Raw genomic sequence first — 26,073 nt, forward strand, 5'->3', positions numbered from 1 at the left:
CATACTATCATCAATACTGATATCCTGATTTCTGTGCGCACCGCGTCCGGCTAGCACCCTATTACTGCGCCGTAACTTCTGCGGTGATTGGTTCTGTCAAAGAACGTATCTTTTCGGCGCTCAACGGTATGTTGATCATTTCGGAGGGAATCATGCGGGCAATCCGTTTTGTTGCAAGCACCGTGTTTCCCGATTTTACCGATACGATTGAGTTTTGGTAGATGGCATCCACCCGCATAAAGAGATTCACTCCGTCGGGCATGTGCGTCAACACCTTGCGCGGCATCACATAGCGGATACCTTTGCCGGGCATACAGGGAACGGAAGCTGAATCGGGTAGAGCGCCGAGCGCGTACAGCCCTGCGTGTTTTCCGGCGATTCTGCTTTCCCGTGTTACAAAATCGACGATGTCGTGTACATGCAGCACATTACCGCAGGCGAATATTCCCGGTATCTCCGTTTGCATCGCGCTGTCAACCATCGGTCCGTTAGTAATCGGGTCGAGCGGAACTCCGGCTTTTACCGAAAGTTCGTTTTCAGGGATCAGTCCTACCGAAAGGAGGAGCGTGTCGCAGGGGTAATAGGTTTGCGTGCCTTCAATTTCGTTAAAATGCGAATCAATTTGCGAAACGGTAACGCCTTCCAACCGGTTCTTTCCGTGGATAAAGCTGATATTATGGCTTAACAAAAGCGGTATACCGTAGTCCTCCAAACATTGAGCGATATTCCGGTTGAGCCCGCTCGAAAACGGCATAATCTCTACGACAGCTTTTACCTTTGCACCTTCGAGCGTCATGCGCCGTGCCATAATCAGGCCGATGTCGCCGGAGCCGTAAATGACAACCTCGCGCCCCATGCGGCAGCCTTCCATGTTCATCATCCGCTGCGCCATGCCCGCGGTATATACACCCGCCGGACGGTACCCTTTTACGGCAATCGCGCCCGCAGTGCGTTCGCGGCACCCCATCGCAAGCACAACGGCTCCGGCTTGTATGGTTTTAAGCCCGTCCGTCCCGGCCGCAGTGATAACCCGCTCCGGCGAAATATCGAGTACCATCGTATTCAGCATTATCTGAATATCCGTTTGCGCAGTCTGCATAATAAAGCGCTGCGCATATTCCGGCCCGGTCAGTTCTTCTTTAAATTCATGCAAGCCGAAGCCGGCGTGGATACATTGATTAAGGATGCCGCCCAATTCGCGGTCGCGTTCGATAATCAGAATTTTTTTTACGCCGGTTTCCCGCGCGGCGAGGGCTGCCGCCAAACCTGCGGGGCCGCCCCCGATCACTACAACATCATATTTCATCATGTTCTTTTTTCCGTTTAAGATTTTGGGAAATTACCGCTGCGGATTTCACTCTCTGCGGTGTTCTTTAATCTTCCCAATATGATCTCCGTACCTCTGTCCGATTTGGCGATGTTTTCCATCGGCAGCTGTAATTCCCTGCTGAGGATTTCCAAAACGCGCGGCGTACAAAAGCCTCCTTGACAGCGCCCTGTTCCGGGACGTATCCGCCGCTTAACACCGTCAACGGTACGCGCTCCGGCAGGACGGCGGATTGCTTCAACGATTTCCGCCTCCGTTACCGTTTCGCAGCGGCAGATGATCCGTCCGTAGAGCGGATTTTCCGCAATTAGGGCTGCCCGCTCTTCGTTGGAAAGGGAAGAAAACTGACGGATACCTTTCCGTGCACTAACAACTTGCGGCTTTTTTATCAGCTCCGCTCCTGCATACTGCAAAAGTTCCGCAACATATTCGGCGATTGCCGGCGCCGAGCTCAATCCGGGAGATTCGATGCCTCCGGCGTGGATAAATCTCTTTGCATGCTTTGAAGCATAGATCATAAAGTCGCCGGTACTCGGACGGGCGCGCACGCCGGTAAAGGTGCGGATGGTTTTTCGGAAGTCGAGCGCCGGTACCGATTTTTTTGCGGAACTGTCAATCTTGTTCAGACCGGCAAGCGTTGTCGAAGTATCCTCGCGGTCGTCAACGTCCTGTGCCGTCGGCCCTGCCAAAAGGTTGTTATCATAGGTGGGGGTCACCAGAACACCCTTGCCCATTTTGGTCGGCGCCTGAAAGATAACGTGATGTACCAGATCGCCGCATACCTTATCCAACACACGGTACTCACCTTTGCGGGGATTGATAGTGTAATCGTAATCGCCGATCATCGCGGCAATTTTATCCGCATAGAGCCCTGCGGCGTTGATAACATACCGCGCGGTAAAAACTCCTTGCGATGTCGTTACGGAAAAGGTATGTTCTTGCGCCGACGTTTGCGCAGTTACAGCGTGAACGTCGGTCTCCTGTGTTGGCGCATGTTGAATATCCTCATCTATTTTTTGTATGCCGGTTACCTCGGCATCGCATATCAGCTCAACGCCGTTTTCTACCGCATTTTCGATAAAGGCATACGTCATTCCAAAGGGACACACGATACCGGCAGTCCCGCAAAACAGTGCTCCCTTCGCTTCGGGCGAAAGGTTCGGCTCTTCCGCTAAGGTCTTTTCCCGATTCCAAATCTCAAGCTCCGGCACGCCGTTTGCAATGCCCCGTTCATAGAGCTTTTTAACTTCCTCCATATCTTCATCGGAGAAAGCAACGACTAACGAGCCTATCTGTTTAAAATGAAACTGAAGCTGCGGCGCAAGGCGGCGGATCAATTCGTTTCCGCGCACATTGAGGCGGGCTTTTAATGTGCCCGGTTTTGCATCAAAGCCTCCGTGCACGATAGCGCTGTTTGCCTTGGAGGAACCTTCGCAAACCTCCGAATGCTTTTCGAGCAATGCAACGCTCAGCCGGTACTGCGACAGTTCCCGCGCAATAGCGCAGCCGACAACGCCGCCTCCGATTATAATCACATCATACATATTCTTCTTTATCTTCCTTAACGATGTGAAATTTTATCTAAAATTTCACATCGCTTTTTCACCAAAAAGTCAAACGCATCAGATAGATAATGAAAATGCTGCAAAAGCATCCTTGAAATGATTTTTGAAAATAGATGACGTAGATACAAGGAGCTAGCTGAAAATAAAGCGGAGATACGTCCAAAAATATACGTCCATGTATATTTTTGGACTTCGAGTTTGCAACGCAAACTCGCTACTGCATGGAACCACCGCCATCCGTGGCGGTACTGATACGTTGAGCATTTATTTTCAGCGTACGACGCAGTAGATGCGCCGTATATTTTCAAAAATCTGATGCGTTCGCCCCCTATTAGTCTTCCCAACCCATGGCGCGCGTTATCGCCTTTTGCCAACCGGCATAGCGCTGTGTCCGCGCCGCTTCATCCATTTGAGCATTAAATACGCGGTCTACTGCCCAGTTGCGTTTAATTTCTTCCATATCTTTCCAAAAGCCGACTGCCAGTCCCGCCAAGTATGCGGCGCCGAGTGCGGTTGTTTCCAGCACCTGCGGACGGTGTACCGGTACATTCAAAATATCGGCTTGGAACTGCATCAAAAAATTATTGACCGCCGCGCCTCCATCTACTTTCAGCGCCTTGAGCGTGATGCCGGAATCTTTTTCCATTGCGGAAAGGACATCCCGTGTCCCGTAGGCAATCGACTCAAGGGTGGCGCGGACAATGTGTTCACGCTTGGTGCCGCGGCTTAAACCCACGATCGCACCCCGCGCATACATATCCCAATACGGAGCGCCGAGGCCGGTAAAGGCGGGCACAACGTATACGCCGTTGGTATCTTCTACCCGCTCTGCGTAATACTCCGTTTCTGCAGCGTCGTACACCAGTCTTAACTGATCCCGCAGCCATTGTACGGCTGCTCCCGCTACGAAGATGCTTCCCTCAAGCGCATAAGTTACCGTATCCCCGATGCCCCACGCAATGGTCGTTAACAACCCGTTCTGCGAGATAATCGGCGCAGTGCCGGTGTTCATCAGCATAAAGCAGCCGGTACCGTAAGTGTTTTTCGCCATGCCCGCTTCGAAGCATGCTTGTCCGAACAGCGCCGCCTGCTGATCTCCCGCGGCTCCTGCAATGGGAATATCCGCGCCGCCGAAGGTGCGTTCATCGGTTTTGCCGTACACGCAGCTTGACGGTTTTACCTCCGGCAGCATTGAACGCGGAATATTCAGTTCCGTCAGAATTTCATCATCCCATTGCAGGGTGTTGATATTGAACAGCATGGTGCGGGATGCATTGCTGTAGTCGGTAACGTGTACCTTGCCGCGGGTTAAATTCCAGATAAGCCACGTGTCGATATTCCCGAACAGCAGCTCGCCCCGTTCCGCCCGCTCGCGTGCTCCCGCTACATTATCAAGTATCCATTTTATTTTCGTGCCGGAAAAATAGGCGTCTATGATAAGTCCGGTCTTTTTTCGTATCGTATCCGTCCAGCCCTTTGCTTTGAGTTCGTCGCAGATTGAAGCGGTACGGCGGCATTGCCACACAATCGCATTGTATACGGGCTTTCCGGTATTCTTATCCCACACGACGGTGGTTTCGCGTTGATTGGTAATTCCGATTGCTGCAACCTCATCGGGGCGCGTTCCGGTTTCTTCCAATACTTGCCGGGCAACACCGCTCTGAGTCCCCCAAATTTCCATAGCATCGTGTTCCACCCATCCGGACTTAGGAAAAATCTGGGTGAATTCCTGCTGTGCAGTAGCGATAATCATACCGGCTTTATCAAATAAAATAGCACGGGAACTGGTTGTTCCCTGATCGAATGATAAAATATACTTTTTCATATCAGTCCTTTACATGGAAACGGATTCCATTTTCTCTTCTTTTACCGATATTTATTTGTGTAGATTTTGAATGAGCTTTAATTATACGCCAAGACATCTTCTAAAAACTCGGTTAGATTTTTAGAAGATATCCCGTCAGCGAAGTTTCCAGTCGGTTCTGATTTGTCGTGAAGAATTGAATCGATCTATTGCGAGTTCAAATAAATGCATGATGAGTTCTCGGTACGGCATCCCCGACGCTTCACACATCTTGGGGAACATGGAAATAGCAGTAAAGCCCGGAATGGTGTTTACTTCGTTCAAATAGATTTTCTTTGTTTTTTTATCTATAAAGAAGTCAACGCGCGCTAAGCCGCTTAAATCAAGCGCTTGGTAAGCCTTGCCGGCAATATTGCGGATTTCTCGGCGCTGTTCATCGTCGATATCGGCAGGAATTTTCAGCTGTGCACCGTCGGGATCGATATACTTTGCATCATAATCGTAAAATTCATGGGAGGGGATAATTTCTCCCGGAGTGTAAACTACACACTCATCGTTACCGGTTACGGAACACTCGATTTCGCGTGCGGCAATACAGGCTTCGATCAATACCTTACTGTCCCAAAGAAAGGCTTCTTGTATCTTTTGCAGCAACTCGGCACGATTAGTCGCTTTACCGGCGCCGACGGAACTACCGACCCGGCACGGTTTTATAAACAACGGGTATTCCAATTCCTTTTCCGCCTGAACAATAAATCTTTCGCACTCTTTCGGATTATCCCATTGGAATTTTCTTACACAAAGGAAAGGAACAATCGGCAACTGTTCGTGCTGCCAGATTATCTTTGTCTTTTCTTTATCCATTGCCGCACTGCTTGCAAGCACACCGCCGCCGACATACGGGAGATCAGCCATTTCAAATAAGCCTTGAATAGTGCCGTCCTCTCCAAAGCTGCCGTGCAATACCGGAAATACAACATCCGCTGTAATCGGCTGTCCGTTCACGGATAAACCGGCTGTAACGCCCCCGCCCGGGATGACGGCAACTCGTGCAGCTTTATTGCACTCTATTGTTAAAACCGCAGATGTATCCTTACGGATATGTTCTAAGAGAGACTCAGGTTGTAAATACCATTCGCCGTTTTTGGTAATGCCGATTAAATGTACGATATGTTCACTGCCGATAGCACGAACAACAAAAGAAGCGGAAACAAGCGAAACCTCATGTTCGCCTGACCTTCCACCATAGATAATCGCTATATTCATAGTATACTCCGCATCAAATTAAATCTAAGGGAAAACCGGTGAGCAAAGCTCACCTCTAAAAACGGAAGTTTTTAGAGGCCCCTTTTATGTATTTTCCAATTTTTTTAAAATTTCAACGGCGAGTGCATCTTCGGGATAAATATCAAGAACCGTTCTAAAAAATGCTTTTGCTTCTTCAGTCCTTCCTTCTTTTAACGAAATAGTTCCTAAATTTGAAATAATCTTGATATTCTCCGGTTCCTGTTCAAGTGCGCTCATCAGCCAACGGCGACTTTCATCAAATTGACCGAGCTCCATTAAACAGATGGCTAGTTCATTGCAAATATCACAATAGGCGACCGCCAGTTCCTTAGGAGTCTTTTTGCCAAGCTCCAGGCAATGGAGAAACGCTTCTGAAGCATCCTTCCACCGCTCCTGACGACGCAATGCCCAACCGAGTAAAAACCACGCATTCCATACTTTAGGGTGATGCTCTAAAAACTCCCGTATTTTTTCAAGCGCCTTTTCTTCTTCACCCATTTGGATAAAATCAAAAGCACCTTTAAATAGCTCGTCATCGAGCGCTTGTGTTTCTATCCAGTCAATGAGCTCGGAAGCCTTTTGCCTACGGTGTGCCGTTAATTCATCTTGTGCCGTTTCAATATGCAGATATGTCTCGAATACGCTTTTTGCCTTAGGAAAATTCTTTTGACGGATAAAGAAAAAACCGGCATTAAAAAAGGCATCAGGCAACGGCGGTTCGGCAGCCAACACCTCTTTATACGCTTGAAAGGCTTTATCGGTATAATAGTCGGCATAGTCTTCTGCACCGGCTTGTTCATAAAAACGAGCACGTTCATCCATCAACAACGCAACGTTCAGTTTTGTTTGCATATTTTCCGGAAACAGCCCTTCAAGTGCGAATAGTAGCTGTTCCGCTAAGTCAAAATCGGCATTTTTTATCTTTAGAATTGCGGCATTAGTCATCTCTTCGAGAATATTCGGCCGTAGTTCTTTAAAAATATCTCGATAGTATGCAATATGTTGATTATCCCGTTCATAAGCGAATACATTCAACATACCGGCTAAAATCATCTCTTCTGAAATAGTTTCCGGTCTAAAATCTTTCCCTTCATCCGTTAAAAGAAGCGGAAGCGGTATCGATGAATCAAAGCCCGGAATTTTTGCCGTTAAAGCATATTCCTCAGGCATTTTGATGTAGATGAGCTGCTTATCGGAGTTTTCCATATTGTATGTATCCTATTACTTACGAAAATTATGCGTATGTTTATAGTCGGATTAAGGGTAGATTTTGCGCTGTTGATTAAAATATTGGGTCAATCGTATTTTATATGCAAGCGGTACGGTCGAGGCATTATACGCCATCGCTACTGCAATAAGGTCTTTTCGTTTTTCGACTAATTCCGCTCTGATGATTTTACCGCGTAACCCAACAATGACAGTAGGATCGTCAAAATCAAATTTTAGCACACAATCTTTATTGAGTAGGAATGGGGCAATCCCCGCCATAATAAACTTTGCGCCGGAAAATGAAATATCTCGCACGATACAACGCCGTGGAATGTTTTCGATGTAGACAATCGTCTCTTTTTTGGTCAGCGAGAGCTTTCGCATTGCCTCCGCATTTAATTCGATACGTTCATTGCCGCGTTTGGTTGTATTCGCTTTTGCATCGACGAGGAGCCCTAATTTTTCAATTAGGTCATCAGGAGCGCGCTGCGTGTATTCAATACTAAGTAAGAGTAAATCGGGTGTCACGGTATACGGAGTACAACTTACAACTTTCCCAGAAACAAAAAACGAAAGATCGCTTTTTCCGTTTGTTTGCGAAAAAGAGAACCACAGAGAGACAGCCGTAGAACCTTCGCATATTTTTTCATATATTCCGCAGTGCTGTGGTACGATGACCTTTGCTCCTATCATCGAAGAAGAGTTGATGACGCATGGCCATGGCCCTCCTTCGGATCCGACGCAGCGTATCGACGACTGCTGTGCATTAAGATTCATCGCTTGGATAACTTCTTTCGTAAAAGTTATTTCTGCCTTTTGGAAAAAATCGTAATATTTATTGACCTGTTGGCTCGTCAGGAAACCCATATTTATAATAATAAATTTATTTTGTTAAAAGGTCAAGGTGAGAATGAGCGGCTGTTCGGTTAGGAACCCATCGGGCAGCCGCTTTTAATGCGCCTTGACGATGCAAAAGAAAATCTGCTGTACACAATGCAGGCACTTCAGACCGATACGAAGCACCGGTTCGCCTGGCTGACTCGAAGCATTGAAGGGGCAAACCCACAGGAAATACTCAACAGAGGGTATTCTATCGTTTACAACCGGCAGGCAGAGCTCGTACCTCGCCGCGCACAGGATGCGGCAGCGGCGTGTGATCTTCGTATTAGGCTTGCCGACGGCAAAATCGAAGTCTCCATCGGTAATACCCGTTGATGCCGCTGAAATGGCGCAGCTGAAAGACATTGACAACCGTGCAACGAAAATGCGAATTGAACAACATTATAGATTGACACTTTGTTCGGTTGTTCAATATATATGTAGAATTGTATTGAGAAAAAATTATAATAGTAAAAAAGGAGATATCATGGGAATCTTAAATAATGCATTCAACAAGAAAGATAAAAAAAAGGAAGTTAAAGCACCGCTTATTTTATCTATGCCGATGTTTAAAGGCGATAGCGGGTATTCATTGGAGAAAGTTATCGAGGATTTAAAATCATATTGGGGACTTACGGTTGATCAGATAGAGGGCGATGATACTACCGCTTTATTCGAAATCGGCGAAGAACGTGTAGTCATTGCGTTGATGCCTGCGCCGATACCCGCTGAGGAATTTGAATCCATGTACAGCTATTCTTACCTTTGGAAAGATGCTGAGAAAGAGGTAAAAGAACATACACAGCATGCAATAGTCTCGCTTTTAGCCGGCAATACCTCGGCAGTGGAAAGGTACTCTCTATTAACTAAAGTGAATGCTTCTATTTTGAGAACGTGTGAAACGGCAATAGGGGTATATCAAGGCTCATCGACACTGTTACTCCCAAAAAAGCTTTATCTTGATTTTGCTCATTTTTTATTGGAGGATATGTTACCGATTCAGCTGTGGGTGTATATCGGGATTATCAATGGCGATGAGAAAAGCAGTGTTTATACGTATGGGATGAAAGAGTTCGGTAAATCCGAGATAGAAATAATCGATGCAGATATGAAAGGCAGTGAAGTATATGATTTTCTATTATCTGTCCTTGAGTATGTTTTACAGCAAGATGTAACGCTGCACCACGGAGAAACCATAGGATTTACCGAAGAACAGAAAATTAAAATCACAGAATCGGAAGCAATTTATTTGGAGGGCACATCATTAAAAATAGAATTATAGATTACTGTATTTCTTTCTGTCCGGTAATCAACATAGAGAAGCCTTTGTGTGTTCTTCCCCTACTTTAAAGTAATATCGCCGTAATAGCCAACCTCACGGCCAATCTATGTAATCGACAGTCGATGCCGTCCAGAGGCGGTTAAGGAACGGCGGGTATGAAAACCTCCGCATGAATAACGTAAGCATTTCGGAATGAAAAGATGTGGTTTAATGAAAAGATGTGGTTTGAAGCATGAGGAAAATAAATGAATAAAACTGCCGAATATAAAACAGCTGTGATACAATTGTATAAGGGCGTTAATCTTGAATTTTATGATACAGAAACCGATGAAGTATATTTTCTTCTCGGAAAACCGCGTAATGTATTTAGAATTGATTATTGCAAACACGGTATTTTGGAAGGTGAATTTGAAAATAAATCTTTTTCATATTTAGGCGAAAAAGAAGCGGCAATTAATTACGAAAAACTTGCACTGTTAAAAACATATTTTCCACTGAGGATTTACAAAGGAGTAAGCATTTTATTTTTTCTCGATGAACTGGATGAAAAATTTACCGCCGTAACGGAAATCTTTGATATCGATATTAATAAGATTTGTGCAAAATTGGATTTAAAAAACGGATGGTATAAACTGAAACCGGAATCGGAAATTACAAAAATTTTAGATGCGTTATATGTAAACACGGATATGCACGATCATATTTATTTTCAAATTAAAATACTTGAAATTCTTCATTATTTGAACAGGCTTGGTCTATCGGCATACCGGACGGCAGAATTTTTTTCAGGCTATAATATCAATAAGGTAAAAAAAATTCATGCCTTTATTGCCGATAACCTTGATAAGAATATTTCATTTCAACAGCTTGTAAAAACGGAAGGAATAAGTTACACGATTTTTCAAAAATTGTTCAGACAAATATACGGCGACAGCCCGTATTCCTATCTAAAAAAATATAAACTAAAAACGGGAGCGTTTTATATTTCTTCTACAAACAAAAAAATAGCGGAGATAGCGGCTGATTTGGGTTATGCAAATGCGAGTAAATTCTCCGATGCCTTTAAGTCCATATACGGGCAAACACCGCTGCAGTACAGAAACACCCTTACGAACCCTGCTAAAGACGATAAAAATTCATAGAATCTTCAAAAGTATTTTTCAAAAAAAATATCAAAATGGAGTATTTTCGCCCAAAATGGAGTGGAAAGAAAAATCATTTTGCGTATAGTAAGTTGAAACTAACTTCTATTTATATGTTTTAAGGACGGTATAACTTCTATGAAACGCTTGCTATTGGGGATTCTTTCAATTGTGCTGCTAATCTCATGTACGGTAAAAAGCGAAACACCCACGGATACGGAACAGACCGTGCTGAAAATAGGCGCCATAAAGGATTTTAAACGGTCGCTTGAAGGCTCGACGTTGGTATTTGATACGCTTTTGCAAATGACACTCGATTACAAACCGCTTCCCAATATCATTACCGAATGGACGCGGAACGATACGGCAACGGAATACCATCTTACCATACGGGATGATATTCTTTTTTCCGATGGAACTCCGCTTACCGCGCAAACCGTAAAATGGGATATCGAAAACGTTGCGCCGATAACGTACTGCGTATTTTCATCTCTGTTGAAAGAGGTCAGCATAACGGATACGACGCATTTAAAGATCAGCTTGACTGCTCCGTATTATTTTCTGCCGCAGGATCTTGCGTTGGTAACAGCGATAAAAGAAAACGGAGTTGATGAAGCGTTAAACATTACCGATTTTATTGGAACCGGCGCATATATTTTGAAAGAATACGACGAAGGCCAGTCGGCTTCTTTGATAAAGAATGAGAACTACTGGAATAAAGCGGCAGCGCCTTCAATTCCGCAAGTAGAGTGGCTTGTGATCACCGACGACAATGCACGGAATTCGGCTCTTTCGTCAGGGCAAATCGACGTGCTTGGCATAAGTGAGCATTATCTTTCGATACAGTATCCGTTAATCGATGATTTAATAAAGGCAAAAAAGATGAGCTTTTTTGAAGAACCGAAAGACGCTTTTACTTCACTTATGACTATCAGCTTTAATTGGAAAGAAGGTTTTTGCAGCGATAAAGCGTTGCGCGAAGCGCTGGAATACGGAATAAACCGACAGGCGCTCGTTGATACCGTTTTTTTCGGCATACCTCAGGCATCGGGACATCAATTTAACCCTGCATTTACCGATGGACCTCAAAACGAAAAACCATATACCTATAATCCGGAGTTTTCAAAGACGCTGCTTGCCGAAGCGGGTTATCGGGACAGCGATAACGACGGTGTACTCGAAAAAGACGGAAAAAAAGTTTCGTTAAAATTTTTAATTTCTTCAAAAGAAGATTACCAACGCGATTTGGCCGTTTTTATAAAATCGGAATTGCATAAACTCAGAATAGATTGCGAAATTATTCAGGTTACCGGTGAAGCAATGAGGGAGCATTTTAAAACCGGCAATTATGACTTGGCTGTTTCTCATCCGTGGTATGAACCGATCATCGGTACCGTAACCTATTTTGGATTTGATGATAATTATACCGACTACGGATTAAGCTATGCCATTAATGCAAAGTCTGTGGAAGCGGCGCGCGCTTTGGTCGAATCGGCAACCGAAGAACAAATTAAAACCTACGCGGGAGCATTATGGAAAGAACAATACGAGCAGTGCGTAACCCTACCGTTATGTACCAGTTCCCGCATGGCAATTTTTAATCCGCGTTTTGAAGGCTTCCGGTTTAACGGGAACGTATACCGCATCGATTTAAGCGGCGTCAAACTCCGTACCGAAAAACGGTAGTGGTGCAGCGCTGCCGATTGGAAAATGCAAGAGCATCTCTAAAAGCACTGATTCGCAGATCCGTGTTAGCGAATATGATGATTACTTTCTTACAGGATAAGCGATAAACTTGTAGTTTTTGAAAGATGCTCATAAAAGGAAAAAACGTTTTATGAGTCCGTTACATGTATTTATCAGAAAATTAATTATGATTATACCGACGGTACTGTTGCTGTCTTTTTTAAGTTTTTCCGTAATTTATTTTGCGCCCGGCAGCGCAGAAAAGTTGTTGCTGAATGCAAAAAATGCACGGGGCTTTATAAGCGACAAAACAGTAGACGTATACGGCAAAAAGCTCGGACTCAATAAACCGTTCGGCAGGCTGTATGCGCATTGGTTATGCAGTTTATTAAAAGGAGATCTCGGTACATCGTATTTGACAAATAAACCGGTTTCCGGCATTTTTATAAAACGTTTTTCGGTTACTTTTAAACTCGCATTGTTAAGCCTGCTGATTTATTCGGCATTGGGTATTCCGATCGGAGTGCTCGCATCGGTAAAAGAAAATATACTGTGCCGTTTCTTTTTGCAGCGGTGGCGTATCATTTGTATGTCGATACCGTCATTTTGGATTGCCGTTATTTTGGTTTGGTTTATTGCGAATTATATTCCTGTTATTCCTACAATAGGTTATCACGGAATAAAAAGTTTAATAGTTCCTGCTTTTTTACTGGGCATTATGTCGTTTTCCAATTTAACCTGCGTTATCCAAAGTAAAACTCAAGCGGTGTTAAGTAAGTCGTTTATCATCTTAGCGGGAGCGCTCGGCATTCCGCAAAAGATCATTTTTATAAGGCACGTGCTTAAAAATATCGCAGCCCCTGCAATTGCAGTAGCCTGCATCGATTTTAGCGGATTTATCGGCGGGGCAATTTTAATCGAAAATATCTTTTCTATTCCCGGTTTGGGGCTGATGCTTGCCGAAGCGCTCAATGTAAAAGATTACCCCGTTATCGCAGGAACACTTTTTTTGTTGGGACTTTTTATCAATCTTTTAAACTTCTTTGCAGAGATGGTATATCTTATAATCGACAGACGAGGTATTTATGAAAACTAAAAAGAATTGCAAAGTTCGTATTATCGTCTATTCGATATTGAGCTTTGCCGTTCTTACGGCAGTGGTATTATCCGATATTGCAGCTGCTCCGGAAATACATGCCTCATTGGAACACAGATTTTTGCCGCCGTCGATACGGCATCTATTCGGTACGGACGATTTCGGTCGGGATGTTTTTTTAAGGACGCTGCAAGGGTTCAAATACACTTTTTTTATTGCGCTCACTGCTCAGGTTTTCAGTTTTTTATTAGGTGGGATAATCGGCCTTTTTGCAGGATATTACGGCGGACTGTTCGACGAAATACTGTATTATCTTTGCAATATCATTCTATCGTTTCCGATGATTGCCGCCGTTATCTTTTTCTCCGCTGTTTTCGGAAATTCCGTTTTTATTTTAATCGTCTTATCGATTGTTTTCGGTATGATATTTAATATAAAGGTAGTCAGAAGCGAAATAATGATACTGCGGCACAGCGATTTTGTTACGGGATTAAAAATTATCGGCGCTTCCGATTTGTTTATCGTAACGAGGCATCTTTTAAAGCCTGCGTTTATGCTGCTTTTACCGACGTTCCCGCTCATCTTGGGACACATCATTATCGGCATTTCCGCATATTCATTTTTGGGTTTCGGTGTGCAGCCGCCTCATCCGGAAATAGGCTTGATGTTAAAAGAATCTATTCGGTTTATCAATTATGCGCCGTGGCTGATGGTTTGTCCGGGATTATTTCAATTCTCTGTTATCCTCATCTTTGCCGATTTATCCGAAGCCGTTCAAAATTTTATGCAGTACGCACGGGATATCAGGAGAAAGATATGACGGATGCCGTTTTAAGCATACGTGCGCTGACAGTCGATTTTGTAGTCGGAGAAGAAAAAAAACGGATTATAAAAAATATTTCTTTAACTGTTAAAAATGAAATATTTGCGATTATGGGAGAAACAGGCAGCGGTAAGTCTGTTCTTGCAGCAAGCATTCTGGGGATGCTGCCTTCAAATGCAATAACCGAAGGTAGCATTTTTTATAAAGGTAAAGCGATTTCCGGTTTAACGGAAAAGGAATATAACACCATTCGCGGAAAAGAAATAGCATTGGTGCCGCAAATTTCTGCGGACTCTTTAAACCCGCTGTTAAAGATTAAAAGTCAACTTGCCGTACCGATTACGGTTCATAAAATTTGTAAAACGGCGGATGAAGTATATTCCCGTTCTTGTGCATTACTGAAAAGTGTGTCGCTTAATCGGGATGTATTAAATCTATATCCGTTTCAATTAAGCGGCGGGATGCAGCACCGCGTTTTAACTGCGCTCGGCCTTTCGTGTAAACCTTCCGTACTGATTCTTGACGAACCGACCCGCGGAATGGATATGATGTTGCGGAACGAATACGCTGCGCTGATTAAGTCGATTTACGATACGGAGCATATTGCAATTATTTTTATAACGCATGATTTGGAACTTGCGCACAAACTTTCTCACCGCTGCGCGCTTATGTATAACGGGGCAATTGTAGAAGAAGGAGAAACGCAATCGGTATTCAAAGACCGCCGTTCTTCTTATTTTCGTTCTTTGATGGCAGCGATGCCGCAAAATCTTATGTGAAGGCGATAGTATGGAATATATTCTCCAATGCAGCGCTCTTTCAAAATCATTCCGCAGCAATACAATAGTCGGGGTATCCGCTTCTATTTTAAAAAATATCGATTGCAGTATTGCACCTTTTTCCGCCACCGGCATCACCGGAGAAAGCGGCTGCGGCAAAACGACACTTTCACGCTGTATTCTTAATTTAATAAAACCCGATAGCGGAATCGTTTTGATACACGGTAGGCCGGTTTGTGCATACGGCTGCAAAAAAGAATTTTTCCGCACCATACAAGCAGTGCAGCAAAATCCCGAATCGGCGCTGGATCCGGATTTTACGGTACGGCGCAGTTTGGAAGAAATGTATACGCTCCATAAGGAGCGCTTTGCTTCAAAGCAGGCGTTTTTGAAGGAATTGGAGTCGTTATGTAAAGATGCCGGAATTGCATACGACGAATTGGATAGACTTCCGTATTGTTTTTCAGGCGGTCAGCTACAGCGTATTTGCATTATCAGAGCGGTCATTATAAAACCGGAAATTCTGATTCTTGACGAACCTACTTCGATGCTTGATGTTGCCGTTCAGGCGCAAATCTTGTCGCTACTCTCAAAGCTAAAAGAAAAGTATAAACTGACGTTAATTTTGATTTCGCATGATCTCAATGTAATCGAATATTTCTGTGATTATTTGATTGTTATGCGGGCAGGCAGCATTGTCGAATCGGGCGTATGCAAAGAAGTATTTGCTCATCCGGCACACGAGTATACGGCAGCTTTATTGAAAAGCAGAAACTTACATTTGAACTAAAAAGAGTTCTATTGGGCATCTCTAAAAATCTAACGGAAGTTTTTAGAGGTTTCCTATTGTAATTTGGAGAAAATAGTTATGATGATTCACAAACGGGTGATGGAACTGACGAAAGGTGTGCGTACCGGTATTGTATGCAAAGCCTTGATAGGGGTTGCCATTTCTGCGACCTATATTGTACAGGCAGCGACGCTGGGCACGATCGTCGGGCTGTTGTATAAACGGGCTGCATTTTCCGCACTGCTACCGTATATAACATATCTGGCAGCAATTATCGGTACGCGGCTTGTATTAATCTATATAAATTCCGTGTATGGAAAAAAGATTATCGGCACAGTAAAAAATATACTCAGACGGCGCATTTATGCAAAGCTGCTAAAACTGGGACCCGCATTTTTGGATGACGAGCGTACCGGTACATTGGGCTCTACAATGGTAAGCGGTGTCGATTATTTGGAAGGTTATTTGACGCTGTATCTGCCGCAGGTGCTGGTATGCCTTATCGCTTGCTCTGCAATGCTTGTCTATATTTTTTCAGTGCATTATGTGCTTGGGCTTATTGCGTTGGTAGCATTGATTATCGTGCTCATATCCCCGATCGTGTTCGGAAAAGTATTGTCGGAATCTTCCAATGCGCATTGGGCGGCGTATCAGGAGCTGACGGCAGAAATATTAGACGGTGTACAGGGGATTGTAACGGCAAAGGCAAACAATGCGCAAGAACGAATCGGCAGCGTATTAAAAGGAAAAATGAAAACGCTTTTTTCCGAAACGATGAATAATCTCAAAGTCAATTTAACGGAAGTGGGGATTGCCGGATTTGCTTCGGGCGCAGGCGTCAGTTTCACCCTTGCGGTTTCCGCTCTTCTGGCGGTAAAAGGGAGTATTCCGCTTTCTTCGCTTTTGGTTCTGCTTTTTATGACGAATGAAGTGTTCAGACCTGCGGCCGATTTAAGTGCGTATTTTCATCAAGGCTTTATGGGCATTACTTCTTCAGGCAGTATTTTTGCACTGCTCGACGAAGAAGAAAAAATACACGATACGGGGACAAAAACACTCGATGTAAAAATGCCGGGCGGTTTTGAAATTGCGTATACGGATGTCTTATTTTCATATAACGAAAATGAAGCTCCCGTTTTTGAAGACATGAATTTTACGGTCAAAAAAAACGAGCGGCTTGCAATCGCTGGAGAATCGGGAAGCGGAAAAACAACTCTTATCAATTTGTTGCTCCGCTTTTATGATCCGCAGGCGGGACGCATCGCCATTAACGGAATCGATATACGGGATCTGACGCTAAAATCGCTCCGCAGTTTAATTTCCGTTGTTTCGCAGGAAACATATTTGTTCAACGGTACGATAAAAGAAAATCTGCTGCATGCAAACGAAGCGGCTGATGACGGTATGGTAATCGAAGCATGCAAAATTGCGCATATCGATTCGTTTATTCAAAGCCTGCCTGAAAAATATAACACGCGTGTCGGGGAACGGGGGCTTAATTTTTCAGGAGGACAGCGGCAGCGTATTGCTATTGCACGTGCCGTGTTGAAAGATGCGCCGATTATCGTACTGGATGAAGCGACCTCCGGTGTCGATACCGAAAACGAAAATGAGATCAAACATAGTCTTTCGGTGTTATTAAAAAACCGTACGAGTATTACCATTGCCCACCGCTTAAATACAATAGAAGATTGCGACCGTATTTTAGTTTTGCGGCATGGACGGATTGTCGAAGAGGGAACTCATCATCAGCTGTTTGGAAAAGACGGTTATTATAAAAAACTGGTACAAGCGCAGCAGTAGAGAGGAGCGAAGAAATGTTCGAAAAATATAAACCGCTTTTAAAATTGATCGTATATATCAAAGAGTATAAAAAAGAATTCATGATTTCAGTGCTGTATGGAATATTGAATAGTGTTTTTTCGCTGCTGACGGTATTAACCGGAGCGTATATTACCTCGGCGGCACTGTCCCGTGCGAGTGTTCAAACCGTGTTGTATTTGTTTATCCCTCTTTTAGGGTTTATATGCGGAAAAGGGCTTTTTTCTTTTTTGGAAATGTACGAATGTCATCTGGTTGCTTACAAAATTATAGAGAAAATACGGGGGCTTTTATACGATGCAGTTTCGGCATCGGCGCCTCAATCGATGGCAAAAACAAGGTCGGGGAACATAACCGCTGCTATCGTTGAGGATGTGGAAGCAACTGAAATCTTTTACGCTCATACCGCAGGTGCGTATATCGTTGCTGCCGTATGCACCGTACTGTATCTGACGGCTCTTGCGTTTCTCTCGTTGCGTATTGCCGCCACCGTATGCGCTGCTTGTATCCTTGTTGCGGCAGTGCCGTATTTTTTCAACCGTGTTACCAAAAAAACGGGAGAGGAAATACGAGAGGGCGCGGCGGCCGTACATGCGGAAGCGGTAGATACTGTTCAAGGGTTGCGTGAAATTTTGATTTTTGGAAAAGAGAAAAAATACATCGAAAAGGTCGTACGGGATACACTCAGGTTGAACAAAAAAGAAAGGAAGGACGGGCGATTTAAGGGTGTGCAGGGGTTAACCGTCAATCTGATTACCTCCGCTGTATTGATTGCGTCGCTTTTATTCGCTCATACAGAAGTTATTGCCGGAACATTGCGGCCGGAAACAGTTTCCGTCGTGATTGTTTTTTCGCTGTTTGCCTTTATACCGGTGATGGGTGTTTCGGTAACGGCGGGAGCGATGAATATTTCCAACGGAGCGGCAAAGCGGATTTTGAATATTCTTGAAGAAGCATCGTCTGTTACCGATACCGTACCGTATATTCCGCAATCCGAACTGCACCTTGCAGGCAGTGTCGAGTTTAAGGATGTGCGTTTTTCTTATGAAAAAGACCGGGAGGTACTGCACGGTATTTCTTTTTTCGTGCAGGCGGGAGAGAGCGTTGCCATTACCGGAGAGTCGGGAGCGGGGAAATCGACGATAGCGGCTCTACTGATGCGTTTTTACGATCCCGACAGCGGCGCGGTGTATATCGGCGGAAAAAATATCAAAGCATTGAATCAAAAATCCGTGCGGGATATGATTGCATATGTGCCGCAGGATGTATATCTTTTTAATAAAAGCATTAAAGAAAATATTGCGCTCGCCTGTCCCTGCGCTTCCGATGAAGAGATAAAAGCCGCAGCGCAGATTGCAATGGCGGACGGCTTTATCGAAAAACTGGAATACGGATACGATACAAATGCAGGCGAGCGCGGCGTACAGCTTTCAGGCGGGGAAAAACAGCGTATCGCGATTGCTCGCGCCGTTTTGAAAAAATCTCCCATTTTGCTAATGGACGAGGCGTCTTCCAATTTAGACAGCGAAAGCGAGGCCTTGTTTCGGCAAGCGTTGAACAATATCCGCAGAGGCAAAACTATCCTCACAATTGCGCACCGTCCGTCTACCATAAAAGAAGCGGATAGAGTTATCCGAATCGATAACGGACGGATGGTATAAAAAGTTAAAAGACCGAGAAATGGTAGGTATTAAATCCGCGAATAAAGACGTTCTGAAAGGTGCCCACTCTGCACTCCTGCTGCTGCAAAAACATTACCTCTTAAAATGCGCCGCGGTTGTTGATTTTATCTTGTTTTTACGGGTTTATTTTAATAGAATCAACGCATAGCAAAAATTACAAGTAAACGGTGACGGATTCTGTACTTTAGGTAAATTGAGAATTTATAATGAAATTGAGGTATATATATGTATATAAGAAATGAAATAGAGAGAATAATTAAAGGCAATAATATAAATCGCTCGAATTGTTTTGAATGTTCAAAAATCAGTTATAAATCAATAATAAAAAAAATTGAACGGAAATTTGTATTAAACGGCGGCAATATACATTTAAAATAACAGAAAGAATATAAGACCTCTAAAAACTTGCTTTGCAGGCCGCAGCAGACAAGGAAATGAATTCCCTGACAGAACAAACAGGGAAGCTTGCAGTTTTTAGAGGTCTCCTACAGTAATTCTTTTTAGATATAGTTCGCTGCGGTTAAAATCTTACGCGCTTTTTCAGCGTCTTCTCCGGCAAGCAGGATAACGGGGCCGGTACAGCCCATGCCCGCTTCCGCATAGATGTTCTCTTTCCAGAGCGTCTTGCAGGCATTTTCTATGTCGATAACGTCGATGCCGTGGATTTCTTCCGTAACGACCTTCTTAGGCGGCACCGCGACTGTCTCCGCGCTTGCCTCTTTTGCGGCGCCGAACGAGTCGAGTATGGCTTGCAGCCCCGATTTTTCGGCGGCTTGCACCTCGGCACGGCACAGCGCTTGCAAGTTTGCCTGCGCGCTGCGCGCGGAATACGCCAAGGCTGCGGCGATAACCGGGGCGCCCGATGCGCGGGAAACAATCGCGACAACATCGGTCATATCCTTACCGGCGCAGGGACCGTAACCGGAACCGGAGGCTTCGTAGCTACCGCCTGTTAAGAAGGAGCTGAAAAGCTTCATCAACACATTGCCGGTTAAGGTATCACAGACCATCACATCGGGCGTCCCTTGCAGCAAATCGTTTCCGCGCATGCGTACCCCGCCGTCGGCGCGGTGCGATTCGGTGAAGCGTATCGGATAGCCCGCTTTTTGCAGCTTTAACAGCGCTTTTTCAATCGTCGCAACGCCGTCGATGTTTAAAAGCCCGACCGTCGGGTTTTCAACACCGTTTGCTTTTGCAACGGCAATTCCGGCAAAGGTGTTTAACAGCATTGCCTTATACCGGTCGGCATCGGAGGCTCCGGTAGTGGACGCAATAAACATCTCTTTGCCGAAGCCGGGCGTTACTACCTTTCCGATTGTCGTAACGCCGAGCGGGAAAGTATAGTGCATTGTTACAGCGGCTTTTATTTCGCCCGTTTTAAACAATTCTTCCATTTTATGATGCGCGTCTTCCAGCGTCGGCGCTTCATACCAGCGGAACCCTTCGGTTTTCGGGCCGCCGATCAGCACAATATCCAATCCGGGATTGGCATGGGCTGCCAGTTTTGCCGCGCGGATAAGCTCCGCTTCTCCGTGCTCGCTGCCGGGGACGGTTAAGCCGACCGGAAAGGCTTCCGCAAAGGCGCCGGTTTCCAGTCCCTTCGCCATCAGACTGAAGGCATCGGCCAGTTGTTGTTTTGTACTGCTCATTTTGCGCCGTCCTCCGCTAAGATACGGGCAGCGACATCGCGCATAGCATCGGCTACAATCTTCTTAATTTCCGCTTCACCGGCGCCGCCCGCAGCACCGGAACTTCCCTTACCGTTGTTCGCCTCAATTAAAAGGCTTAAACCGTCAAAGAGGTTGGTCAAACGGCCGAGGAACAAGCTGCCTTTTCCGATAATCATTGCGCGGTGCAATTTACCTGCAAGCATATCCCGCCGTGCATGGCCGATAAAAGGAACGCCGGAGGGAATATGTCCCTGCGTAGGCGCAAACCCTTCCACACCGTATTGCTTTACAAATTCTGCGATTTTTGCTCGTTCAAGCTGACCTTTCATAACCGCAAGCGCGGCGATCATCTTTGTGTTCGCTTCCGGCACATTACCGGCGCCTGCAGGAGCGGTAATTTCATGATTCTGCAACTCCGCAGCAAATTTTTCGACATCGGTAATCTTCATCCCTGCGGCGTTCAGCGGATCGTAGATAAGCGCTGTCATAACCGCCTGCGGAGAAGAACCGGAAGAAATCGTATGTTTGCCGATGACATCGGTATTGATAATGGGGTTTACACCGTCGTCTTCCGTAATTAAAACGGCGAAACCGCCTACCATATCCTCAAGGAGCGGCATCTCTTTTTTAACATGATCTTTACCGTTCATACCGAGCTTAGGTACGGAACCGCCGGCGACAACCATCACGGTCTTAAAGATACCCGACCGCACGAGCGCAGCGGCATTTGCCAATGCGTGTACCGGCGCTGCACAGAAACCGCGGATATCACAGCCGGTTGCATGAACGCATCCCGCTTTTTCGCCGACGGATTTTGCGATGTTGCCGCCTCCGCGCTGGTTTACATCGCCCGCAGCTTCCTCGGAACACTCGATAATATAATCGATGTCCGCCGCATTGATGCCTTCAAGCTCCGCGAGGTGCCATGCGGTTAAGATGCCGGTTCCCTTGGTAACAAGGTTTTCGAGCATCGTATGAGCGCTCAAGTTCGGGTCGGTGTCATGCGCTTGTTTGACACAGCCGACCAGCACGTCATTGTCGTATAAACCTTCCGCCGTGTGCGATTGCACCAACTTTTCGATATCGGCCTTGGAATGGGCTTCTCCCAACGTAATCGCCTTATCCTTCATTAACGGATGATTTTGAATAATCGTTGCCGCTTCGGCAGTAAATTCTTCGGTTAAGTATACCAGTTCAAAAACGTCGGCGTACTTCATCAAAATATAGAGTTCTTTTTGCGTTGCAATTTCACCGAACGGCCCAAAGCGGTCGGCTTTTTCGGTGCACTTAAACCACGGCTCGGGGATACCGGGCAAATCTTCAGGTTTTTTGTTTCCGATATATACCTGATTGGGCGGATATTGAACAGCTTGCTCAAAGGTTCTTAAATGAGACGGGATTGCGGCAATATAGGGATCGGCAGGATCTTTCGCAATCGCTGCGGTCTGAGTTGAACCGTTCCGTTTTAACAGATCGGGGCTGTATGCCAATGTGTAACTTGCCCCTTTAATCACTGCGTTTTTCATAATACATCCTTATTGATAAGATATTTAGGCGCTTCTAAAAATTTCAGTCTTTAGCAGGCGCCCTATTTAGGAAAAGGCCGCCTTATAGCAATACACGGTTTTTCCTATAGAATGGTAGCATTGACTTAATTTCATAGCCTACACTTTGAAAATGCTCTTGTCAAGCATTCATTTTTTATAGAATTTTTTATAGAAGACAGTGTTCGGTTTCTTATTGATACATGCCCTCGTCCGTATTTGAAATAAATGATATAAAGTTATATATGGAGAGATACATCCAGTTGTTCCATCAATAAATTTGAGATAGACGGAGGATTTTCTATGAATGATGTGTTGGCTGTTATCGATATGCAGAATGATTTTGTCAGCGGGAGTTTGGGGACAAAGGAAGCGCAAGCGATTGTTCAAAATGTCGTAAAAAAGATTGAGACCTTTAGTGGTAATATTGTATTTACGCAGGATACGCACCCAAGTTCATATCTGCAATCTCAAGAAGGAACGTTTTTACCTGTTCAGCATTGCATAAAAAATACGGAGGGATGGGAAATTGTTGCTCCGATTAAAAAGCTCATAACCGATCAAGTCTATGAAAAACCTACCTTCGGTTCGCTTTTGCTGGCGGAATCTTTAAAAAGTTTGCATGAAAGAACCCCAATCCGTTCTATTACGCTGATAGGATTGTGTACGGATATTTGTGTTGTGTCGAATGCGTTGTTGTTAAAAGCTTTTTTTCCCGAAATCCCCATTTATGTTGATGCTGTCTGTTGCGCGGGAACAACGCCCGAAAATCACAAGGCGGCGCTGCAGGTTATGAAGATGTGCCAAATTATTATCGAAAATGAATAAGTATCATTTTTAGCAATCGGAATATGTCGATTTGACTTAAACCGATAAAAGGATATACTGAAACGTATGGCGCTTATAGATTGTCCCGATGGGGCTGATTTTGAATTCGGTGTTTTAATACAAAAGAAAAATATTTTTATTTTAGGAAATGGACAGTTGCCGAACGGTAACGAAGTATCTAAAGCTCTTAAAAAATATAATGATAGTGATATTCTCGGTCTTTACGGTGAAAAGGCATATCACACGTTTGCGGCAGCTTTGTCGCCCGAAGCGGCGGGGCCGAAAGGTTTTAAACAAATTCCGTACCGAAATCTATTTATAACGGAACCTGCTGAGCATGCCGCGGTTGTTGCTCGCGCAGCGCTTTTACTCGATTGGCTGCATCATACAAAGTATTGTTCTTCTTGTGGTAGCCGCCTGTATTTGAGCACAACCGAAACGGCACTGGAATGCCCACAATGCCGCAGAATATGGTATCCGGTTCTTGCGCCGTGCATTATTGTACTTATCAGCAAGGGTGAACAAATTCTTTTAGCGCGGCATGTACAGCACATCTCCGACCTTTATACTTGTATTGCGGGTTTTATCGAAGCGGGAGAAACGGCGGAAGAGGCGGTTGCCCGCGAAATACGCGAAGAGGTTGGTTTAACGGTTAAGAATATCCGGTATCGCGGAAGCCAAGGCTGGCCGTATCCCAATCAGCTGATGCTTGCCTTTCGCGCCGAGTACGTTTCGGGGGATATTACCGTACAAAAGGAAGAGCTATCGGATGCTGCATGGTTTACACGCGACGCATTACCGCCGATACCGCTCCCCGGATCCGCCGCTTACGATCTTATCTGCGGCGACTGGTTTTAGGTACACGGACAGGACAATCCGTTTGCTGTGTTTGCCCTGCCTGCTTTTGAAAAACCCGTGCAAAATTTTGGATAAAACTTTGCACAGGTTGTTTAAAAGTAGTGTATCGCCCTTTTCTTGTTAACTCTCTTTTTCAACTTTAAACCGAATATCGAACACCAGCGTTTCATTCGGATTATCTTTGTGATAGAGCGTAAAATATTGCAAGGAACTTTTTTTGAGTTCGCTTGCCTTAGGCGTAAGTAGCATAGAATTATTCCCCTGTTCATTGCTTACAAAAACTTGTTGCACACCATTTACATAGCCCTTTATATTGAAGGAAAGCTGAACAACAGAAGATTCGCTTAATACAATAATATTATTTGTTTGCGCTTGAGGCTGTACCTTTTTCATGTACGTACACGTTAATTTTGGCAGAGGTTTCGTATTACTGTAGTTAAAGATCGCTTGCCGCAGCTTGTCTTTATCAAACGGCTGCATGCCGATACTACCGGTAACATCTATAGTTTTATGGCCTGTATAATGTATATTTTCTACCGTTGCGGTTACCTTGTATCCTTTTGTCGGTACCTCAATACGTTCTACCGTCTTGTATTTTTCGCTATATTTGATATATGCGACGGCATTATCGTCCAGGAATCTTAATTGGTACTTAATAATCTGCCCCGGATTCTTTGCAGAAAATCCCTCTTTTACAATATATTTTTGAAACTGTCTAAGATCGGTAACAGCCTCGCTGCCGCCTCCGATAATATTGATGGTAATCGTCGTTCCTTTTTCCAGTTTTTTGATTGCCAGATCGATGTCGGCTTCGGCATGATTTGCTGTTGTAACTTTAAATACTGTGTCGAGATTGGCTTTAAGCTCTGATTTTTCCTGATCGGATTCAATAGTAAGATATGCAATTCGTCCGTAAGAAACCGACGACACATATACCGGCATTCTGTCGCCTACGGCTGCTCGCGGTATATTGATCATAAGCGGAGCTGCTTCTTGATTTACATCGACGGTATAAAACGTTTCAACGAATTTGATAAGGCGCCGTTCCTTTTGGTCTCCATTTTTGAATTTAAAGCCTGCTGCAATTTTGCTTTTAATTCCAGCTGCACCGAAACCAACCCCTATTTTAAGCTGCGCTTCAAGGCTTTTTTCATTGGTAATCTCCATCTCTTCATAGCTTGAATGGGCAGAGGCATGGTATGTAATACTTTGACTGAGGATTCTATTGCGCAGATCTCTATATGATGCTAAATTCGGGAAAATTGCGTCGGACGTAATCCCTGCTTTTCCATCTTTACCTTCTTTATCTTTTACTCCCTGTAAATCGAATGAGATCGTCGCTTTTCGCTTATTGCCTTCGGTAATTTCCCGGTAGCTCTCTTTATCAAGACTATCGCCACGCAGAACGGAACCGGGATAGATTGAGTTCTGAGCAGGATCAAGCATGAGCGTGTCATCAAAGGCAGCCGAAATATCATGCTCAACTTCTTTTTCGATGTATTTTACCACCATACCCTGGGCATTAAGCTGCGGCTCCGTTTCACTAATCTGCCGCCCTTGAAAAATCATTTCGCGCAATCTCTGCGGTGATCGTGCAAGCGTTTTAGGAATATCAAGCCCTTTATAAGTAAATTCCTCTTGCTCGTTGCTTTGGCTGTTACCGGAATTACCGCTGTTCCCGTTACTCGGTTTTGCAGGTTTTTGCACCGATTTGTCCGTTTTAATTTCCCTCACTAACGGCTTTGTCGGTTGTTGGCACCCCGTTATACCGAATAGTACAAGACAGAACAACAGTGATTTCCATTTCATACATGTTGCGAGCTTTACTCGTTTTTGTTGCTGCATAAAAACCTCCTTGCGGTTGATGCTGTCTGTCTTATAAAGCACGTAATGTAAAATGGCTTGAAATTCGGAGAAAAAAATAAAAAATTTTAAAAAATTTCGTGCAAAAATAAGGCAACCGCCTGAGATATCTCCAATTCGGTTGCCTTAGTGTGTAGA

Annotated in this window: 21 protein-coding genes; 12 read left to right on the forward strand and 9 right to left on the reverse strand. The window is 44.6% G+C overall.

What is annotated here, in order from left to right; translation table 11 throughout:
* Positions 1-61: 61 nt before the first annotated feature.
* From E4N69_RS02705 to E4N69_RS02730, 6 genes are all read right to left on the reverse strand, one after another.
* Positions 62-1,309 (reverse strand): NAD(P)/FAD-dependent oxidoreductase, encoded by a 1,248-nt coding sequence (locus E4N69_RS02705; protein ID WP_253824407.1) that lies wholly within the window; start codon positions 1,307-1,309, stop codon positions 62-64.
* Between the two features lie 14 nt (positions 1,310-1,323).
* Positions 1,324-2,871 (reverse strand): NAD(P)/FAD-dependent oxidoreductase, encoded by a 1,548-nt coding sequence (locus E4N69_RS02710; protein ID WP_253824408.1) that lies wholly within the window; start codon positions 2,869-2,871, stop codon positions 1,324-1,326.
* A gap of 352 nt (positions 2,872-3,223) precedes the next feature.
* A complete protein-coding gene (gene glpK, locus E4N69_RS02715; protein ID WP_253824409.1) occupies positions 3,224-4,717 on the reverse strand; it encodes a glycerol kinase GlpK in 1,494 nt (497 codons plus the stop codon).
* A 135-nt stretch (positions 4,718-4,852) separates the two neighbouring features.
* A complete protein-coding gene (locus tag E4N69_RS02720; RefSeq protein ID WP_253715093.1) occupies positions 4,853-5,962 on the reverse strand; it encodes a D-alanine--D-alanine ligase family protein in 1,110 nt (369 codons plus the stop codon).
* Between the two features lie 84 nt (positions 5,963-6,046).
* On the reverse strand, positions 6,047-7,189 hold the full coding sequence (locus E4N69_RS02725; RefSeq protein ID WP_253715094.1) for a tetratricopeptide repeat protein: 1,143 nt from the start codon (positions 7,187-7,189) through the stop codon (positions 6,047-6,049).
* A gap of 51 nt (positions 7,190-7,240) precedes the next feature.
* The gene (locus tag E4N69_RS02730) at positions 7,241-8,059 is read right to left on the reverse strand and encodes a PilZ domain-containing protein (RefSeq protein WP_162662500.1); all 819 of its coding nucleotides are present in this window, start codon (positions 8,057-8,059) and stop codon (positions 7,241-7,243) included.
* Between the two features lie 87 nt (positions 8,060-8,146).
* On the opposite strand from E4N69_RS02730, the gene E4N69_RS02735 reads away from it, so the two are divergent.
* The 10 genes from E4N69_RS02735 to cydC all read left to right on the forward strand — a co-directional run bounded on the left by E4N69_RS02735 (position 8,147) and on the right by cydC (position 19,151).
* Entirely contained in the window at positions 8,147-8,407 is a 261-nt protein-coding gene (locus tag E4N69_RS02735; protein WP_253824410.1) for an exodeoxyribonuclease VII large subunit, read from the forward strand.
* Between the two features lie 151 nt (positions 8,408-8,558).
* Positions 8,559-9,353 carry a DUF4261 domain-containing protein gene (locus E4N69_RS02740; RefSeq protein WP_253824411.1) on the forward strand — a complete coding sequence of 265 codons (795 nt, stop codon included), beginning with the start codon at positions 8,559-8,561 and terminating at the stop codon, positions 9,351-9,353.
* 245 nt (positions 9,354-9,598) lie between these two features.
* Positions 9,599-10,495: a helix-turn-helix transcriptional regulator gene (locus E4N69_RS02745; RefSeq protein WP_253824412.1), complete on the forward strand. Its 897-nt coding sequence runs from the start codon at positions 9,599-9,601 to the stop codon at positions 10,493-10,495.
* A gap of 138 nt (positions 10,496-10,633) precedes the next feature.
* The gene (locus E4N69_RS02750) at positions 10,634-12,181 is read left to right on the forward strand and encodes an ABC transporter substrate-binding protein (protein WP_253824413.1); all 1,548 of its coding nucleotides are present in this window, start codon (positions 10,634-10,636) and stop codon (positions 12,179-12,181) included.
* A 151-nt stretch (positions 12,182-12,332) separates the two neighbouring features.
* On the forward strand, positions 12,333-13,277 hold the full coding sequence (locus E4N69_RS02755) for an ABC transporter permease (RefSeq protein ID WP_253715099.1): 945 nt from the start codon (positions 12,333-12,335) through the stop codon (positions 13,275-13,277).
* On the forward strand, positions 13,267-14,097 hold the full coding sequence (locus E4N69_RS02760; RefSeq protein ID WP_253824414.1) for an ABC transporter permease: 831 nt from the start codon (positions 13,267-13,269) through the stop codon (positions 14,095-14,097). The genes E4N69_RS02755 and E4N69_RS02760 overlap by 11 nt, the downstream gene beginning before the upstream one ends.
* A complete protein-coding gene (locus E4N69_RS02765; protein ID WP_253824415.1) occupies positions 14,094-14,879 on the forward strand; it encodes an ATP-binding cassette domain-containing protein in 786 nt (261 codons plus the stop codon). Before E4N69_RS02760 ends, E4N69_RS02765 begins: the two co-directional genes overlap by 4 nt.
* 10 nt (positions 14,880-14,889) lie before the next feature.
* Positions 14,890-15,669, forward strand: a complete 780-nt coding sequence (locus E4N69_RS02770) for an ABC transporter ATP-binding protein (RefSeq protein ID WP_253824416.1) — start codon at positions 14,890-14,892, stop codon at positions 15,667-15,669.
* Positions 15,670-15,747: 78 nt separating this feature from the next.
* Positions 15,748-17,472: an ABC transporter ATP-binding protein gene (locus E4N69_RS02775; protein WP_253824417.1), complete on the forward strand. Its 1,725-nt coding sequence runs from the start codon at positions 15,748-15,750 to the stop codon at positions 17,470-17,472.
* Positions 17,473-17,486: 14 nt separating this feature from the next.
* Positions 17,487-19,151 (forward strand): thiol reductant ABC exporter subunit CydC, encoded by a 1,665-nt coding sequence (gene cydC / locus E4N69_RS02780; protein WP_253824418.1) that lies wholly within the window; start codon positions 17,487-17,489, stop codon positions 19,149-19,151.
* A 521-nt stretch (positions 19,152-19,672) separates the two neighbouring features.
* On the opposite strand, the gene grdD is transcribed toward cydC, so the two are convergent.
* A complete protein-coding gene (gene grdD / locus E4N69_RS02785; RefSeq protein ID WP_253824419.1) occupies positions 19,673-20,821 on the reverse strand; it encodes a glycine/sarcosine/betaine reductase complex component C subunit alpha in 1,149 nt (382 codons plus the stop codon).
* Positions 20,818-22,368 carry a glycine/sarcosine/betaine reductase complex component C subunit beta gene (grdC, locus tag E4N69_RS02790; protein WP_253824420.1) on the reverse strand — a complete coding sequence of 517 codons (1,551 nt, stop codon included), beginning with the start codon at positions 22,366-22,368 and terminating at the stop codon, positions 20,818-20,820. Before grdC ends, grdD begins: the two co-directional genes overlap by 4 nt.
* Before the next feature lie 321 nt (positions 22,369-22,689).
* Here grdC and E4N69_RS02795 point away from each other — a divergent pair, with 321 nt between their 5' ends.
* Together E4N69_RS02795 and nudC are read left to right on the forward strand one after the other, a co-directional pair.
* Positions 22,690-23,214 (forward strand): cysteine hydrolase family protein, encoded by a 525-nt coding sequence (locus tag E4N69_RS02795; RefSeq protein ID WP_253715106.1) that lies wholly within the window; start codon positions 22,690-22,692, stop codon positions 23,212-23,214.
* Between the two features lie 66 nt (positions 23,215-23,280).
* The gene (nudC, locus tag E4N69_RS02800) at positions 23,281-24,072 is read left to right on the forward strand and encodes an NAD(+) diphosphatase (protein ID WP_253824421.1); all 792 of its coding nucleotides are present in this window, start codon (positions 23,281-23,283) and stop codon (positions 24,070-24,072) included.
* Positions 24,073-24,192: 120 nt separating this feature from the next.
* On the opposite strand, the gene E4N69_RS02805 is transcribed toward nudC, so the two are convergent.
* Positions 24,193-25,917, reverse strand: a complete 1,725-nt coding sequence (locus E4N69_RS02805) for a thiol-activated cytolysin family protein (protein WP_253824422.1) — start codon at positions 25,915-25,917, stop codon at positions 24,193-24,195.
* Positions 25,918-26,073: the final 156 nt, after the last annotated feature.

The organism is Treponema sp. OMZ 906 (assembly GCF_024181185.1).
Lineage (GTDB): Bacteria > Spirochaetota > Spirochaetia > Treponematales > Treponemataceae > Treponema.